This is a genomic window from Enterobacter sp. CGMCC 5087, from assembly GCF_003144775.1.
GTDB lineage: Bacteria > Pseudomonadota > Gammaproteobacteria > Enterobacterales > Enterobacteriaceae > Enterobacter > Enterobacter cloacae_M.
Genome location: NZ_QFXN01000026.1, coordinates 1 through 16871 on the forward strand (window position 1 = coordinate 1; position 16871 = coordinate 16871).

General features: G+C 56.2%; 16 protein-coding genes and 1 pseudogene. 6 read left to right on the forward strand and 11 right to left on the reverse strand.

Going from position 1 to position 16871, the window contains the following annotated elements:
* The 4 genes and pseudogenes from DEO48_RS01865 to DEO48_RS01880 all read right to left on the reverse strand — a co-directional run.
* Positions 1-850: pseudogene (locus DEO48_RS01865) on the reverse strand (urea ABC transporter permease subunit UrtB); the annotation flags it as partial.
* Positions 851-872: 22 nt separating this feature from the next.
* The gene (urtA, locus tag DEO48_RS01870; RefSeq protein ID WP_109844184.1) at positions 873-2144 is read right to left on the reverse strand and encodes an urea ABC transporter substrate-binding protein; all 1272 of its coding nucleotides are present in this window, start codon (positions 2142-2144) and stop codon (positions 873-875) included.
* Positions 2145-2346: 202 nt separating this feature from the next.
* Complete coding sequence (locus tag DEO48_RS01875; RefSeq protein WP_109844185.1) at positions 2347-3450, reverse strand: cobalamin-independent methionine synthase II family protein; 1104 nt, start codon at positions 3448-3450, stop codon at positions 2347-2349.
* Positions 3451-3606: 156 nt separating this feature from the next.
* The gene (locus DEO48_RS01880) at positions 3607-4020 is read right to left on the reverse strand and encodes a rhodanese-like domain-containing protein (RefSeq protein ID WP_063441515.1); all 414 of its coding nucleotides are present in this window, start codon (positions 4018-4020) and stop codon (positions 3607-3609) included.
* Between the two features lie 73 nt (positions 4021-4093).
* Between DEO48_RS01880 and ftrA the strand changes: the two genes are divergently transcribed.
* Together ftrA and DEO48_RS01890 are read left to right on the forward strand one after the other, a co-directional pair.
* Complete coding sequence (gene ftrA, locus DEO48_RS01885) at positions 4094-5101, forward strand: transcriptional regulator FtrA (RefSeq protein ID WP_109844186.1); 1008 nt, start codon at positions 4094-4096, stop codon at positions 5099-5101.
* 40 nt (positions 5102-5141) lie between these two features.
* A complete protein-coding gene (locus DEO48_RS01890) occupies positions 5142-5678 on the forward strand; it encodes a dihydrofolate reductase family protein (protein ID WP_126787331.1) in 537 nt (178 codons plus the stop codon).
* Between the two features lie 163 nt (positions 5679-5841).
* On the opposite strand, the gene DEO48_RS01895 is transcribed toward DEO48_RS01890, so the two are convergent.
* Positions 5842-6204 (reverse strand): hypothetical protein, encoded by a 363-nt coding sequence (locus DEO48_RS01895; protein WP_109844188.1) that lies wholly within the window; start codon positions 6202-6204, stop codon positions 5842-5844.
* A gap of 243 nt (positions 6205-6447) precedes the next feature.
* On the opposite strand from DEO48_RS01895, the gene DEO48_RS01900 reads away from it, so the two are divergent.
* Positions 6448-6678 (forward strand): DUF2554 family protein, encoded by a 231-nt coding sequence (locus tag DEO48_RS01900; RefSeq protein ID WP_109844220.1) that lies wholly within the window; start codon positions 6448-6450, stop codon positions 6676-6678.
* Here DEO48_RS01900 and DEO48_RS01905 read toward each other — a convergent pair whose 3' ends face one another.
* Both DEO48_RS01905 and DEO48_RS01910 read right to left on the reverse strand, forming a co-directional pair.
* A complete protein-coding gene (locus tag DEO48_RS01905) occupies positions 6679-8643 on the reverse strand; it encodes a U32 family peptidase (RefSeq protein WP_109844189.1) in 1965 nt (654 codons plus the stop codon).
* A gap of 80 nt (positions 8644-8723) precedes the next feature.
* Positions 8724-9251, reverse strand: coding sequence for a helix-turn-helix domain-containing protein (locus tag DEO48_RS01910; RefSeq protein ID WP_109844190.1), 528 nt, complete (start codon positions 9249-9251; stop codon positions 8724-8726).
* A gap of 92 nt (positions 9252-9343) precedes the next feature.
* Between DEO48_RS01910 and DEO48_RS01915 the strand changes: the two genes are divergently transcribed.
* A complete protein-coding gene (locus tag DEO48_RS01915; RefSeq protein WP_109844191.1) occupies positions 9344-10510 on the forward strand; it encodes a benzoate/H(+) symporter BenE family transporter in 1167 nt (388 codons plus the stop codon).
* Here the strand turns inward: DEO48_RS01915 and DEO48_RS01920 are convergent.
* Positions 10490-11362 (reverse strand): helix-turn-helix transcriptional regulator, encoded by an 873-nt coding sequence (locus DEO48_RS01920; RefSeq protein ID WP_109844192.1) that lies wholly within the window; start codon positions 11360-11362, stop codon positions 10490-10492. The genes DEO48_RS01915 and DEO48_RS01920 overlap by 21 nt on opposite strands.
* A gap of 174 nt (positions 11363-11536) precedes the next feature.
* Here DEO48_RS01920 and DEO48_RS01925 point away from each other — a divergent pair, with 174 nt between their 5' ends.
* On the forward strand, positions 11537-12433 hold the full coding sequence (locus DEO48_RS01925; RefSeq protein WP_109844193.1) for a DMT family transporter: 897 nt from the start codon (positions 11537-11539) through the stop codon (positions 12431-12433).
* Between the two features lie 34 nt (positions 12434-12467).
* On the opposite strand, the gene DEO48_RS01930 is transcribed toward DEO48_RS01925, so the two are convergent.
* Both DEO48_RS01930 and DEO48_RS01935 read right to left on the reverse strand, forming a co-directional pair.
* A complete protein-coding gene (locus tag DEO48_RS01930; protein ID WP_023311690.1) occupies positions 12468-13142 on the reverse strand; it encodes a DUF3313 domain-containing protein in 675 nt (224 codons plus the stop codon).
* 135 nt (positions 13143-13277) lie between these two features.
* On the reverse strand, positions 13278-14873 hold the full coding sequence (locus DEO48_RS01935) for an ABC transporter substrate-binding protein (RefSeq protein ID WP_109844194.1): 1596 nt from the start codon (positions 14871-14873) through the stop codon (positions 13278-13280).
* Positions 14874-14984: 111 nt separating this feature from the next.
* Here DEO48_RS01935 and pepT point away from each other — a divergent pair, with 111 nt between their 5' ends.
* Positions 14985-16214 (forward strand): peptidase T, encoded by a 1230-nt coding sequence (pepT, locus tag DEO48_RS01940; protein WP_109844195.1) that lies wholly within the window; start codon positions 14985-14987, stop codon positions 16212-16214.
* On the opposite strand, the gene tehB is transcribed toward pepT, so the two are convergent.
* A complete protein-coding gene (tehB, locus tag DEO48_RS01945) occupies positions 16211-16807 on the reverse strand; it encodes a tellurite resistance methyltransferase TehB (protein ID WP_109844221.1) in 597 nt (198 codons plus the stop codon). The genes pepT and tehB overlap by 4 nt on opposite strands.
* Positions 16808-16871 lie beyond the last annotated feature (64 nt).

Sequence of the window (16871 nt, forward strand, 5' to 3'; positions counted from 1 at the left end):
GCCCGGCCATCGCCTGCTGCACCATCCAGGTAGCATACGCCCCCAGCATCAGCATCTCGCCGTGCGCCATATTGATAACGCCCAGCAGGCCGTAGGTGATGGCAAGCCCCAACGCCGCCAGCAGCAGCACCGACCCCAGGGAGAGCCCCATAAACGCCTGGCCCAGCAGATCGCCCCACATCAATCGATGCTGGATCTGGCTAAGACTCTCCTGCGCGGCAGCGCGAACCCCGGCATCCGGCTCTGTCTGTGCCTGGGTAAACGGGGTAAGTCTGGACTCCACGTCCGGATCGTCGGACTGCCCTAATAACTCGACGGCCTTGCGGCGCACCTCTGCCTGCGGGCTGGCTAGCTGGAGATTCGCCACCGCCAGTAATAGCACCTGACGTGCCACCGCGTCCATTTCATCGTTTACCCGCTTTTCCAGAAACGCGAGCATTCCGGGCTGGGCATCCCGTTGAAGCTGACGAGCCGCCGCCCGCCTTTCGGTGACACTGTCACTCACAAGCTGATGCGTAGCGATGGCCGTGGCGGCCAGCACGCGCAGCCGATTGGTCAAACGAACGGCTTTGGCAGCCCCTTCGATCGACTTAGCGTCACCGAGCGACACCATTTGACCGCTGCGCTGCGCAAAGGCGTGCTTTTGGCTGTCGGTATAGAGATTTTCTTTTTGCAGTGCCTCCAGCAGCGGCAGCCTCGCGGCGTCCGGCGCTGCGGCCCACTGCGTCAGCAACTCCGCCTGCTGGCTGCGGCTGGCGGCAACAAAACGATCGGCATCCGATGCCTGCGCCATCCCTGGCAGCAGTCCGGAAAGCCATACAAGAGCGATGAACATGCGCATGGCGTTCATGACGTTTCTCCCTGGTGATGGCTTAGTTGCTGGCGGTTTTCATCGGCTGGTCGGGCTTTTTGTCATTCCCGGCGATGAACGGGCTCCACGGCTGGGCGCGCACCGGCTGTTCCGTCTGCCACACCACGTTGAATTGACCGTTGCCTTCGATTTCGCCGATCATGACCGGCTTATGCAGATGGTGGTTGGTGGCATCCATGGTGAGCGTGAAGCCTGACGGCGCCTTAAAGGACTGGCCGGCCATAGCCGCACGCACTTTATCCACGTCGGTAGTACCCGCTTTTTCCACCGCCTGCGCCCACATATGAATCCCCACGTAAGTCGCTTCCATCGGGTCGTTGGTCACCACGGTATCGGCGTTAGGCAGCTTGTGCGCTTTGGCATAGGCTTTGTAATCCGCCACGAAGGCCTGGTTGGTCGGGTTATCCACGGATTCAAAGTAGTTCCACGCCGCGAGGTTGCCGACCAGCGGTTTGGTGTCGATCCCGCGCAGCTCTTCTTCGCCCACGGAGAACGCCACCACCGGCACGTCGGTCGCCTTCAGACCCTGGTTAGCCAGCTCTTTGTAGAACGGAACGTTGGAATCGCCGTTGATGGTCGATACCACGGCGGTTTTACCGCCCGCAGAGAATTTCTTGATGTTGGCGACGATGGTCTGGTAGTCGCTGTGACCGAACGGGGTATATACCTCCTCGATGTCCTTATCCTCCACCCCTTTCGAATGCAGGAACGCGCGCAGGATCTTGTTGGTGGTGCGCGGATAAACATAGTCCGTGCCCAGCAGGAAGAAGCGCTTCGCCGCGCCGCCGTCTTCGCTCATCAGGTATTCCACCGCCGGGATGGCCTGCTGGTTCGGCGCCGCGCCGGTATAGAAGACGTTTGGCGACATCTCTTCGCCTTCATACTGCACCGGATAGAACAGCAGACCGTTCAGCTCCTCGAAGACCGGCAGCACGGATTTGCGCGATACCGACGTCCAGCAGCCGAATACCGCCGCCACTTTATCCTGACTTAACAGCTGGCGCGCCTTCTCGGCAAACAGCGGCCAGTTTGAGGCGGGATCCACCACCACCGGCTCCAGTTTTTTACCCAGCACGCCGCCTTTCGCGTTGATCTCGTCGATGGTCATCAGCGCGACGTCTTTCAGCGGCGTTTCGGAGATGGCCATGGTGCCGGAAAGAGAATGCATGATCCCCACTTTGATGGTCTCGGCCGCCTGCACGCCAAAACTCATTCCCATCGCCACGACGGACGCGGATAATGCAAAGGCTTTTAATAAGGTACGACGCTGCATATTTTCACTCCTGAAAAAGAACGCTATGCGAAAACGTCCGTTACGGCGTGGACGCGGAAAAAAATGTGTCAGCGAAGCAGGAGCAAAAAGGATGCCAGAATGGAGGAAGCGCTATTTCAGGAGGGGGAACGCAGGATGTAAAGAGAACGTCTCAGAATGGCACAGCGCTGCACTTTTATAATGCAGCGCTGTGGAAGAGGATTTACCAGACTTCGCTGGCGATCTGCGTGACCAGACGGACTTTGTCCCACTGCTGGGATTCACTCAGGCTGTTGCCCTCTTCGGTAGAGGCAAAGCCGCACTGCGGGCTGAGGCAAATTTGCTCTTTTGCCACGTATTTCGCCGCCTCTTCCAGACGAGCTTTAATCCCCTCCGGGTTCTCCAGCTCGCCGTTTTTAGTAGTGATAAGGCCGAGCACCACCTGCTGCTTGCCCGGGCGAATGAAGCGCAATGGCGCGAAATCACCGCTGCGGTCGTTATCGTATTCAAGGAAGAACGCGTCAACGTTGACCGTGCCGAACAGCACTTCCGCCACCGGCTCGTAGCCGCCTTCGGAAATCCAGGTTGAACGGAAGTTACCGCGACAGACGTGCAGGCCGATAGTAAGATCTTCCGGCTTGCCTTCCAGCGCCTTGTTCAGTACGCGGGCATAGATGCGTGCCAGCTCATCGGCATCATCGCCGCGCTCGCGGATCTGACGGCGCTGGTCGTCCGAACACAGATAGGCCCAGACGGTGTCGTCCAGCTGCAGGTAACGGCAGCCCGCGTCGTAAAATGCGCGGATGGCGTCGCGCCAGGTGGTCGCAAGATCGTCGAAATAGTCATTTAGATCCGGGTACACCGTCGCATCGATGTCTTTACGCCCGCCGCGGAAATGGAGCACGCTCGGGCTGGGAATGGTCATCTTCGGCTGAGCATTGCCGCTGATGCTTTTCAGGTAGCGGAAATCTTCAAGCATCGGATGGTCGCCAAAGCCCAGCTTGCCGGTGACGCGCACGCCGTGGGCTTTGGTTTGTACCCCGTTGAACTGAATGCCCTGCTGTGAATCGTATCGCTCAACGCCCTGCAGACCGTCAAAGAAGTCAAAGTGCCACCAGGCACGGCGGAATTCACCGTCGGTGACCACATGCAGGCCGCATGCACACTGCTGCTCAACGACGTGGCGGATGGCATCATCCTCTACCGCGCGAAGCTGTCCGGCGTCAATTTCGCCGCTGGCGAACTTCAGGCGAGCCTGTTTGATGGCATCCGGGCGTAAGAAACTGCCGACTACATCGGCGCGGTACGGGGCGTGCTGTCGTTGCATGGAAATCTCCTCAGTCTGCCGACGATAATTGCCAGCAGTGATAATTCATCATTTGAAGCTTTAGACTTCTGGATGTCTAAATGTCCAAAAACAATGTCATACCTCACTGGCACCGGCAAACGAGAAAATTTCACGGGTGTTGAAAAAAATTCACGTTCACAGCGCGACGGCAGTTTCGCTGCTGGCAAAGGCGAACTTTTCATCCTCCCATCCGGTGATCCCCCCGAGCATGATTTTGACCGGCAGCCCGAGGCGCGCAAGCTTGAGCGCGGCTCTGTCCGCGCCGTTACAGTGCGGCCCTGCGCAGTAAACGACGAACAGCGTGCCTTCAGGCCATTCGGCCATGCGTTCAGCGGTCATCTGGCTCCGCGGCAGGTGCAGTGCGCCAGGTACGTGACGGCGGGCAAACTGCTCCGGGCTGCCCACGACGTGTAGCAGCACGAAGTCCTGCTCATGGTTGACGATGGCGTGATGCACATCCGCACAGTCGGTTTCAACGCTCAGGCGGCGCAGAAAATGGGTAACGGCTTCCTGCGGCTCGGCAGCCGGAAATTCAGTAACATAGCTCATGATCCTTCCTCATCTTTGGCGTTTGTGTTAACACTACTCTATCCACAAATTCAGCCCGTGAATGCGTTCGCTTATGCCAGAAAACAGCAAAAAGATGACAAACTTAAGACAAATTGCCCGCCCGCAGGTGGTGGTGCTGGCGTATGACGGTCTGTGCACCTTTGAGTTTGGCGTGGCGGTGGAGATCTTCGGCCTGCCGCGTCCCGAGCTGGGCGACGAGTGGTATCGTTTTGCGGTGGCGAGCGTGGACTGCGGTGAACTTCGGGCAACAGGCGGGATCCGCATCGTTACCGATGGTGATTTAAGCCTGCTTGCGTCTGCGGACCTGATTGTGGTTCCCGGCTGGCGGGGGATAGATTCACCGGTTCCGGATGCGCTCTGCGAGGCTCTACGCCAGGCCAGCGCGCGAGGATGCCGGCTGCTTTCCATCTGCTCTGGGGTGTTTGCGCTGGCCGCAACGGGGCTGCTGAACGGCCGCAAAGCCACGACGCACTGGCGCTACATTGACGCGCTAAAAGTCCTCTACCCTGACATCGACGTGGTTGAGGATGTACTCTACCAGGACGAAGGCGATATTCTGACGTCCGCTGGCAGCGCGGCGGGAATCGATCTCTGTCTGCACGTTGTGCGGCGGGATTATGGCATGGAAACAGCAAACAGCGTGGCGCGTCGGCTGGTCATTCCCCCTCACCGGGATGGCTCTCAGCCGCAGCAGCTGAGCCGTCCGGTAGCCCAGCTGCGGGAAAGCCAGCGTCTCGGCCAGCTGTTTGATTTTCTGCACACGCATCTTATCGAGGCGCACAGCGTCGACTCCCTCGCGCGTCGGGTCGGAATGAGCCAGCGCACCTTCCTTCGTCGCTTCGAGGCGGCAACGGGGACGACGCCCGCACGCTGGTTAATCAATGAGCGCCTGCTGAGAGCAAAAGATTATCTGGAAAGCAGCCGGTTAAGCATCGACAGCATCGCTGAACAGACCGGGTTTGGTCAGGCGTCGACACTGCGTCATCATTTTCGCCAGCAGTTCGCGCTTTCCCCGGCTCAGTATCGCAAACAATTTTCACGTCCTGGTACTGCACGCTGAGGCGTCAGTTTAAGGGCTACACTGGTACACGGAGCACCTGATGGTTACCACACACGTTTTTATCGCGGTCAGTCTTGATGGTTACATTGCCCGACAGAATGACGATATCGACTGGCTGCTGCAGCGCGACGATCCAACGGAAGATCATGGCTATGAGGCATTCATCGCGGACAAAGAGTGGATCGTGATGGGCCGGGGTAGCTATGAAAAGGTACTGACCTTTGACGCATGGCCTTACGATCGTCCCGTGCTGGTGCTCTCCCGACAGCTGGCCGGTACGCCCGTGCCTGAGGCGCTAAAGGGAAAAGTGCAGTTTTCATCCCGGACGCCAAAGGAGGTGCTGGACGATCTCGCTGCGCAGGACGTACATCGCGTCTATCTTGATGGCGGACAGGTGATACAGTCGTTCCTGCGCGAAGGACTGGTAGCCGATATGGTGATCACGACCGTACCTGTACTGCTCGGGGAGGGAAAACCGCTGTTCGGAACGTTGTCCCGGGATATTGATTTGACACTGGTATCAAGCCGCAGCTTCCCTTCGGGCCTGGTGCAGTCGCATTATCGCCTGACGCCATAACCCTATCGCGACGGTCTGCGCAAAAAAAACCGCCAAAAAATGGCGGTAAATGCTTGCATGGATAGATTTGTGTTTTGGTCTCTACGTCCCGACACTCCATGGCCGGGCAGCGGATCTCATACAACCTAACACCTGTTGTCTTAACGAACGCTAAACAACCTTATTAACCAGTATGGGTATTGATCTGCAAATAACGCATAAGGCCCTGCTCAGCGCTCTGTTTTGCATCGTCATTAATGGCTTCCAGATAAAAGGAGCGAGCGACACCATAAGGTGCTTTTTCAGAGGGATACACCGCAAACTGGAATGTTTTTCCTCTCGCCTGATGAGTGCAGTCTAATTCCCAACGCTGATCGTTCACTTTTTTGCTGGCGCAGGCAACGCTACCATAATCGCTGGTTAAATAAGAACCCACGCGAATTTCTGCAGATTGAATATATTCTGGTTCGTCATTACCTGCATAACGAACCCCTGCAGCGACTCCAACAGCCACTACCAGAAGCGCAAGCGCTATTATTTTTTTCATTTATAAATGACCTGTTCCTTAGCCTAAGATTACTATTATATAAGATTAATCCTTAATGCATACCTCCAATTGTGGACCAGAAATGGTAGTTTACAAAGATTCAGATGTTTTTAGGAACTGTCCTAACCGCTATTTCGAACGCACATTATTTGACATTTTCTTTGCGCTAATTTTAATTTTTGAATAATAACGCTAAGAAATAATCGACATGATTATTCCGCATTGTTTTTCAGCGGTGAATCCATGATTAAAAAAGGGTTATCTTTCGTCATGCTTATTTGTGCGCTGTTTTCAGGGCAGCTTATGGCCGGACACAAAGGACACGAATATTTATGGGTCAAGAATGTAGGGCATCAGCTTCGTCATGAAGCCGACTGCGATGAGTTGCGAAGCGCTGCAGAAGAGTCGGCGGAGGGTTTGCGCGAACACCACCTGTGGCAGAAGTCGCGCAAACCGGACACGCACGTTCGGTAATTAGCTGCCCTTGCGTTTTGGCAGGGTTTTCATCAGATCGTCCGGACTGACGGACGCCACAATACTGCCGGGCTGCGGCATTTTGAAGATGTGGTTTTTCATCTTACCAATCACATGCATTTCGCAGGGACGGCAGTCGAACTTGAGAGTCAGAACTTCATCGCCGTTTACCAGCTGCATAGGGGTAGCCTTCCAGCTCTTAATGTTCCCTTTCGCCTGTTTAGGACACAGGTTAAACGCAAAGCGCAGGCAGTGCTTGGTGATCATCACCGGCACATCGCCCTTCTCTTCATGCGCTTCATAAGCTGCGTCGATCAGCTGCACGCCGTGGCGATGATAGAATTCACGCGCTTTATGGTTATAAACGTTGGCCAGGAAGGATAAATGTGTCTCCGGGTATACGGGTGCAGGGACGGCTTCCGCTTTTCGGCTAGCGCGCGGATACTGTGCCAGGCGCGCGGCGTCCAGCATCTCTGCCGTTTCACGGCGGAACTGGTTAAGCAGGCTGTTTGGTACAAACAGCGCGTCCGGCAGATTCACGTCGATAGCGCGCGCGTAGTAAATCGTCTGGCCCAGCTTCGCCACGCCATCCTTCAGGCTGTTAAGCGCTTTTTCGGCGTTGTTTGCCACCTCGAAAAGACCATCGAGCGTATGCGTCACGCTAATTCCGTCTTCGCAGGTCATCGTCAGAATCAGTTGCTCTTCCCAGCCGCCCAGCTCAATATCCACGGCGATACGGCGTTCGCTGGAGGTTTTCAGCAGCGCCTGCTGCCAGTTATGATCGAGGTTACGGTTAAGGGCCGCGTTTGGCCGCGCCTTGTAGAGATCGGCGGGCATTTCATTCGGCCAGACGCGGTAACGGTTCTCGCCGGTTTTCTCGACCGTATTGGCACGGAAGCCCACGACCTCACGCTTAATCATCACGTTAAGGCCATCGCCGTTCGCCAGCGGTTCCGTCACTTCGACATCAAGGTGATCTTTCGCCACTTTCAGCACTTCGCCCACCGGTAAACCGATAAACTTCGGTGAGTCAAACGCGCCGATATCCCCTTTACGGGCGTTCACAAAATAGTCCGTGCTGCCGCGGTGGAACGTTTTGTCCGTCGACGGAATAAAGAAATGCTCGGTGCGCCCGGCCGACGCGCGCGCCAGGTCACCGCGATCGTCGATAATGGCGTCCAGCATCTGGCGATAGTGCGCGGTGATGTTCTTCACGTAGCTCATATCTTTGTAGCGCCCTTCAATCTTGAAGGAACGCACGCCCGCGTCGATCAGCGCGCCCAGGTTGGCCGTCTGATCGTTATCCTTCATGGAGAGCAGGTGTTTTTCGAACGCCACGACGCGGCCCCGATCGTCTTTCAGGGTATACGGCAGACGGCAGGCCTGAGAGCAGTCGCCGCGGTTGGCGCTGCGGCCCGTCTGCGCGTGGGAAATATTGCACTGACCGGAGTAAGCGACGCACAGCGCACCGTGGATAAAGAATTCAATCGTCGCGTCTGTCGCCTGGTGAATATCGCGGATCTGATTCAGGTTCAGCTCGCGCGCCAGAACGATCTGCGAAAAGCCGACGTCGGAGAGAAACTTCGCCTTCTCGACCGTGCGGATATCGCACTGGGTACTGGCATGCAGTTCAATGGGCGGAATATCCAGCTCCAGAACGCCCATGTCCTGAACGATCAGGGCATCCACCCCGGCCTGGTAGAGATCGGTAATCAGACGTTGCGCAGGCTCAAGCTCATCATCATGCAGAATGGTGTTCAGGGTCACGAACACTTTCGCCCCGAAACGGTGGGCGAACGGCACCAGTTCAGCAATATCGCTCAGGCTGTTGCTGGCGTTATGGCGGGCACCGAAGCCTGGGCCGCCAATGTAGACGGCATCAGCACCATGAAGGATCGCTTCACGGGCAATGGCGGCGTCGCGGGCCGGGCTTAAAAGTTCAAGATGATGGGATTGCAGGCGCATACTTCGTCGTTATCCGTTATGGTCAAAATGGCGGCTATTGTAGTCAGAAGTATGCGTCAGCGAAACAGTTTTGCGTAGCGTCAGCGGGGATATTGAATCAGGGAGTGAAAATGCACCGTCCGGTCGCTGCTGTTGCGGTAGGCGTGCGGTTTATCGCCGGCGAAACGGACGCCCGAATCGGCAGAAATCGTCTGCCACGTGCCGTCAATCTTCATTTCCAGCTCGCCGCTGACCACCACCACATGTTCAATCACCCCGGCCTCATGCGGCGTGGATTCACTCAGCGCGCCGGGTGCCAGCGTGATGGAGAAATAATCAAACCCGAGCGTCTCGTCCCACGGAAAAAGCGGTTTGACCACCATCGCCTGCTGCTGCGGGTCAAACACCGCCTGCCGGTCCGCCTCTGGCGTGATGAACGCGGAAAACGGCACGTTCAGCCCGGTGGCTATTTTCCACAGCGTCGACACCGTCGGGCTGGATTCATTGCGCTCGATTTGCCCCAGCATCGCTTTTGACACGCCGGTCTCGTCCGCGAGCTTCGATAAACTCCAGCCGCGCGTCTGGCGCAGCGTTTTCAGCGTTGTTGCAAGGTGTAGTGTGATGTCCATGGTCCCTCCTGATGGCGATCAGCATACCACTTGTACGCTATAGCGCACAGTGTTACCTTATATCGGACGTTATAACGCACAAAGGAGTTTTCATGCGCCCTTCCTCTCACCTTGTTCCAGTCGCACTGGCTGGATTTGTCGCCGTGCTGGTCGGTTACGCCAGCTCGGCCGCCATCATCTGGCAGGCTGCCGCCGCGGCTGGTGCCAGCGCACAGCAGATCGCAGGCTGGATGACCGCGCTGGGGATTGGAATGGGCGTCAGCACGCTGGCGCTTTCCTGGTGGTACAAAGCGCCGGTGCTGACCGCCTGGTCAACGCCCGGCGCGGCGCTGCTCGTCACCAGCCTGCAAGGCGTAACGCTGGCCGAAACGATCGGCGTGTTCATCTTTGCTAACGCGCTCATTTTACTTTGCGGCATCACCGGGCTCTTCGCCCGTCTGATGAGGCTGATCCCCCATTCGCTTGCTGCCGCCATGCTGGCAGGCGTGTTGCTGCAGTTTGGCCTGCACGCGTTTGCGCATCTTGAGGGTCACTTTCTGCTGTGCGGCAGCATGATTGCGGCGTGGCTGATCGCAAAAGCGCTGGCGCCGCGCTACGCCATCGTGGTCACGCTGCTGGTCGGCGGTATCGTGGCATGGGCGGGCGGTGACGTTGTCACTGATAAACTCACGCTCTCGCTTGTGATGCCCGAGTTTATTGCGCCCAGGTTCACCTTCACCAGCCTGGTGAGTATTGGCGTGCCCTTCTTCCTGGTAACCATGGCATCGCAAAACGCGCCGGGGTTCGCCACGATGAAGGCCTCCGGTTACCCGCTGGCGGTCTCGCCGCTCATCATCGTTACGGGAGCGCTGGCGCTGCTGTTTTCCCCTTTTGGCGTCTTTTCTATCTGTATCGCAGCCATTACTGCCGCCATTTGTCAAAGCCCGGATGCGCACCCGGATCCCGCAAAACGCTGGCTGGCGGCCATCGCAGCCGGAGGGTTTTATCTGCTGGCGGGGATTTTCGGCGGCTCGATTACCGGGCTGATGGCCGCTCTGCCGCTCAGCTGGATCCAGACGCTGGCCGGTCTGGCGCTGCTGGGCACCATCAGCGGAAGTTTATATCAGGCACTGAGCCACGAGGCGGAGCGCGATGCGGCCATCGTCACGTTCCTGATGACCGCGAGCGGCGTCACGATCCTGGGCATCGGTTCTGCATTCTGGGGGCTGGTGCTGGGCGGCGTGTGCTATGCCCTGTTTTCACGCGCTCGCCGCGCGTAGCTGCGAAGGCGTCATGCCCGTCGCGCTGCGAAAGCGGTTGCTGAAGTGGCTGGCGGAGTTAAACCCGCAGGCATGGGCGATGTCCGTTAGCGGCGTCGCCGTGTTCTGCACAAGGGCCTTCGCTTTTTCCATTCGCCTCTGCATCACGTACTGATGCGGCGCCAGCCCCGTCGACTGGCGGAACATGCGGGCAAAATGGTATTCGCTGAGGGCGGCCTGCGCCGCCAGTTCAGCCAGCGTCAGAGGTTGCCCGAGGTTCTCTTCAATAAAGGCCAGCACGTTGCGCAGCACGAATGGCGATAGCCCGCCGGTGACGACCGGCAGCTTCCACTGAACGTTTGAGTAGTTTTGCAGCAGATGGGTCAGGAGCAGCGTAGAGGCCGTGCTCAGGGTGAGCTGGTTGGCGTGCTGCTGCCAGTCGCAGCCGAGCAAAAACTGGCGATACAGCGCGGTGATCTTCGGATCGCTACCAAAAATGCGCTCGTCCAGCGTCAGCGAAAGCGGGCGCTTGTCCCAGATCTTTTCCCCCACGTCGCGCAGGTGTTCATCGGTGCAGTACAGATGCACAAACGACAGGTCGTCCCGGATATCCCACGTCGATTCGCTCTCTTTGGGCATCAGGCAGAAGCGGTCCGGCCCCCCGCCGTTCTTCCAGCCGCCCGGCGTTTTTTGGTAGCTTTCGTAGCCATCCGCTACGTACAGGCTCAGGGTATGGTGGTTACTTTTTACCGTTATCGTATCGTGCTTGTTGTACCACGTTGCCAGCTGAATGCCCGAATTCAGCGAGACGGTTTCCCGCAGGACCGCATTCTGTTGGCAAAGCGTTTCAAAGGTATCGTAAGCGTGAGACATGACCGTAAGCGCGTGATTGACAGGAATATCAGTCTAAGAAGAGTTGTCTCCCGTTGCCAGCCCCCGGGAAAGAAAAAAGCGCAAGATTTTGCAAGTCGACCGCAAGCCGGTGAAAGCCCCTGACCGATCTCGGCGCCATACTGCGGGCTTCCGTGGTTTGAGAAGAGAAAAAGTATGAACGCATTATTATACGGACTGGTGGTGGTCATCTGGGGAACCACCTGGATTGCGATTTTCCTGCAGCAGGGTCCCGTAGCGGCGCCCGTCTCGATTTTCTGGCGTTTCGCCGTCGCCAGCCTCACGATGATGGTGGTGTTAATCGCCCTGCGCCGCCTGCGCAAGCTGGCGCTGCGGGATCACCTTTTTTGTATCCTCCAGGGATGCTGCGTTTTCTGCTTTAACTTCTGGTGTTTTTACGCCGCAGCCTCGCACATCAACACCGGGCTGGAATCGGTGATCTTTTCCATGGCCGTACTCTATAACGCCATTAACAGCTTTATTTTCTTCGGGCAGCGCCCGCCCGCGCGTTTCTGGACGGCGGCGGCACTGGGCCTGACTGGGATCGTCACCCTCTTCTGGGACGATCTGCTGGCCAGCGGCTGGAGCGCGTCGCTCCTGACCGGGATTGGTCTCTCCGCGCTCGGCACCTACGGCTTCTCGCTGGGTAATATGATCAGCATGCGTCACCAGCGCAGAGGACTTGAAACCATGACCACCAACGCCTGGGCGATGCTCTACGGCACGCTGGTGATGGGCTGCATTGCCCTGTTCAGAGGCGACAGCTTCGCGCCAGAGTGGACCGTCAGCTACATTGGCGCGCTGCTCTATCTGGCTGTATTTGGTTCAGTGATTGCCTTTGGCGCCTATTTCACGCTGGTGGGACGCATCGGTCCGGGCAAAGCGGCCTACAGTACGCTGCTCTTCCCGTTGGTGGCGCTGACCATCTCCACGGTGTATGAAGGCTACGTCTGGCATATCAACGGTATCGTGGGATTAGTGCTGATTCTGGGGGGAAATATGGTGATGTTTACCAAACCAGAAACCTGGTTCAGACGCTTACGAATGGCGTAAATAAAAAGGCCTGCATTACGCAGGCCGTTTTATTTTATTTCGCGGTCTTTTTCACATCAAACATGGTGGCGTCCGTCGCCATGTCATCAACTACCTGCTTCAGCGTCGCAAAGGTCATAGGCGTACTTTCGTTGTTCAGATCTTTACCTTCGCCTTTACGCACCACCTTCATGACCGGTTTGTTGGTGGCCGCATCGATCAGCTCGCCTTCAAAGAAGAGATGCGTGTCCATGGTGCGATGCCCGGTTGCCATCTGCGTACCCGCTACTACCAGCGCGACCGGCACCACTTCATAGAACTGCAGACCCTCTTTCTGCGAACTCACCCCGGTAATTGCACCGCGGAAAATCAGGCTGTGTTTACCCGGCGTGGTCACAATTGGCTTACGGGTACCAATAGCGGTTTTCATTTTGTTATTGGTGTAATTCAACAGCTCATCAAGCGTTTTTTGACCAATTTGTGTGGTCGGTTTAGGCGCAGGATAATAAGTAATCGGCGTCCAGAGAATACTGTCGTAATTAGCTTCGTTATAAGAAGGATCAACCCAACGCAGCGTTGGTTTTCCCGTCGCAGACGTCGTCTGCTGCAAGCCTGAATAGTCTTTTAAAAAGCCAGAATATTGTTCGGGAGCCGCGACTTTTGAAGAACAGCCCGCCAACGCCAACAGACCAGTAAGCACTGCAACTTTAAAAAAAGTTTGAGTACGCATGATAGTTTTCCATGTTATCTGCAAGTATGCATTTGAAGTTATAGCAAAAGACCGACGGGTTTGTTGTGACAAAAAATGATGCGGAGAGCACAAATTGCGAAAAGACTGCCCGGAAGCGTGCCGGGCAGTGAAAAATTACTGATTTATATCCAGTTGCCAGAACAGATGTTTGCCAAACGGGTCAATTTCATAGCCCGTCACCTCCTTGCGCACCGGTTCGAAAATGGTTGAATGCGCAATCATCACCGCCGGCATTTGATCATGCATCATTTGTTGAGCCTCTTTATACAGCGACACGCGTTTATCGCGATCGGTGGTTGATTTTGCTTCCGCAATAATTTTATCGAAGGGCTTGTAGCACCATTTCGCCGAATTTGAGCCACCGTTTGCCGAGGTACAGGTAAATAGCGGACCAAAGAAGTTGTCGGGATCGCCCGTTGCGGTCGTCCAGCCCATCAGCGCGGCCTGGTGTTCCCCGCCCTTCACGCGCTTAAGGTATTCGCCCCACTCGTAGGTGACGATTTTGGTCTGTACGCCGATTTTCGCCCAGTCGGCCTGAATCATCTCCGCCATGCGTTTCGCATTCGGATTGTACGGACGCTGCACCGGCATCGCCCACAGGTCGACGCTTACGCCGTTGGCAAAACCGGCCTCTTTCAGCAGCGCTTTCGCCTTTTCAGGATCGTAATCGTAATCCTTAAGCTCGCTGTCTGCGCTCCAGACGCCCGGCGGCAGCAGGTTCTTCGCCGCAGTGCCGGTGCCGTGGAAAACCGCATCAATAATGGCCGGCTTATTGATGGCCATCGCCAGCGCCTGACGGACTTTTACGTTATCCAGCGGCGGCTTTTGGGTATTGAACGCCAGAAAGCCGGTATTCAGTCCGGCTTTGCTCATCAGGTTGATGTCTTTGTTCGCCTTCATGCGCGGCAGGTCCGCCGGATTCGGGAACGGCATCACCTGACATTCGTTCTTCTCGATTTTGGCAAACCGCACGGAGGCATCCGGTGTAATGCTAAACACCAGCCGATCCAGCTTCGATTTACCCTGCCAGTAGTCGTCGAAAGCCGTAAACAGGATCCGCGAATCCTTCTGATACTGCGCCAGCTTAAACGGCCCGGTGCCTATAGGCTCCATATCCACCTTCTCCGGCGTGCCCGCTTTGAGCATCGCGTCGGCATACTCCGCGGACAGGATGGAGGCAAAATACCATGCCAGATCGGCGACAAACGGCGCTTCCGGGTGCGCCAGGGTAAAGCGCACGGTGTGGTCATCAATCTTATCAATGCCAGTAATCAGACTGCCAAACTCCAGACTTTCGAAGTTAGAGTAGCTGCCGTTAGAGACGTTGTGATACGGATGATTCACGTCTTTCTGGCGCATAAATGAGAAAATCACATCGTCTGCGTTAAAGTCGCGGGTCGGCGTGAAGGATTTATTGTTCTGGAATTTAACGCCTTTACGCAGATGGAAGGTATAAACCTTGCCGTCGTCGCTCACCTCCCAGCGCTCCGCCAGGCTTGGCACCAGCTCCGTGGTGCCGGGTTTGAAATCAACCAGCCGGTTATAGACCGGCACGGCGCTGGCGTCCACGCTGGTTCCCGAGGTGTATAGCTGAGGATTAAAGTTTTCAGGCGATCCTTCGGAGCAATACACCAGCGTTTTCGCGGCAACGGTGGAACTGACCGTGAGTGCAGCAAGCGCCAGCGCTAAAGTTGTGAGTTTGCTTTTCATCATTTATTCCTGTCTTTTTAATTCGACGGCTAATTAATTCTTTTGCCATTTCATAAATAACATTAAAGTGATGTGGCAAACACCCGAAAAATAAATAAGGAACAAATCACTATGGGCTCGCCGCTTTCCAGACAATTAACGCACCGTTTTTTCCGCTATCTCGCTATCACCAGCCAGAGCGATCCAAAAGTCAAAACCCTGCCCTCAACGCCGGGCCAGCACGACATGGCGCGGGAGCTGGCGCAGGAGCTGACACAGCTGGGTTTAGACGACATTGTGATTGATGAATTTGCTACGGTAACGGCGGTAAAAAAAGGCAACGTGCCCGGCGCGCCGCGCATCGGCTTTATTACCCATATTGATACCGTGGACGTGGGATTATCACCGGATATTCATCCACAAATATTAACGTTTACCGGTGAAGATCTCTGTTTGAATAAAGAGAAAGACATCTGGCTGCGGGTTAAAGAGCACCCTGAAATTCTGGCGTATCCGAATGAGGAGATTATTTTCAGCGACGGAACCAGCGTATTGGGCGCGGATAATAAATCGGCGGTCACGGTGGTCATGACGGTGCTGGAAAACCTGACGGCGGAACATCAGCACGGGGATATCGTCGTGGCGTTTGTGCCTGACGAAGAGATCGGTCTGAACGGTGCAAAAGCGCTGGACCTTAAGCGCTTTGACGTCGACTTCGCCTGGACCATCGACTGCTGCGAGCTGGGAGAAATTGTCTACGAGAACTTTAATGCGGCAGCCGCTGAAATCCGCTTTACCGGCGTAACGGCGCACCCGATGTCCGCCAAAGGCGTGCTGGTGAATCCCCTGCTGATGGCGACTGACTACATCAACCATTTTGACCGCCAGCAAACGCCGGAGTGCACCGAGGGGCGTGAGGGCTATATCTGGTTTAACGGCATTCAGGCCGGGCAAAACGAGGCCATTCTTAAGGCCAATATCCGCGACTTTGACAAGGACAGCTTTTCCGCCCGCAAGCAGCAGATTGCCGACGTAGCCGCGCTGGTTGCCGCCCGGTATCCAACGGCCAGGGTGGACTATCGCATTGAAGATACCTACAGCAATATCAGCAATGCGATTGGTGAGGACCGGCGCGCCATCGATCTGATGTTCGAGGCGATGGAATCGCTCGGCATCACGCCGAAGCCGACGCCCATGCGCGGCGGCACCGACGGCGCGGCGCTCTCGGCAAAAGGGCTACTCACGCCGAATTTCTTCACCGGCGCGCATAACTTCCACTCGAAGTTTGAATTCCTGCCGCTGTCGTCGTTCGAAGCGTCTTACAACACGGCCCTGCAGATCTGCCTGCTTGCTGCCCGCTAAGCGGGTTTGCGCGCCAGCATCGTGGCAAAGCGAAGCTTGATGCGGTTGCCGTTTTCGTCGGTGCGGTGCAGTTCGCCAACGTCTTCGTTGTATTTGAGCAACTCCCAGCCTTCGTAGTAGTTGCTCAGCTCACCGCTTTTGAACGCAAACGGGAAGCCGACGGTGCACGGGTAATCCGCCGTGTCCATCGCGGCAACAATCAGATTGTAGCCGCCGGGTATGGTGCAGCGCTGCATGTTGGCGATAAGTCCCGGGATGGTTTTTGACTCCAGGAACATCAGCACCACGGTGGAGAGAATAAAATCGTACTCGCCGTCAAAGCTCAGATTGTTGAGATCTTTAATCGCCGTATGGAGGTTGTCGATCCCTTCTTGCGCCTTGATGCGCTCGATATTCTCAATGCTCATCGGGTTCTTATCCCACGCGGTGATATCGTGGCCGTTGGCTGCAAGATAGAGGCTGTTGCGGCCATTGCCGCAGCCCAGATCCAGCGTTTTACCCGGTTTAATCTGTGCCGCACTGAACAGCACCTCTGAATGGGTGCGGGTTAAGCCATATTTCTCTGTGAAGTAATTCTCGTCGACGGTCATTATTTTTTCCTGAGCCTGCATAATTTGAAAGTGCATTATGAATGCCATTTTAAGGCGTTTACCGTCT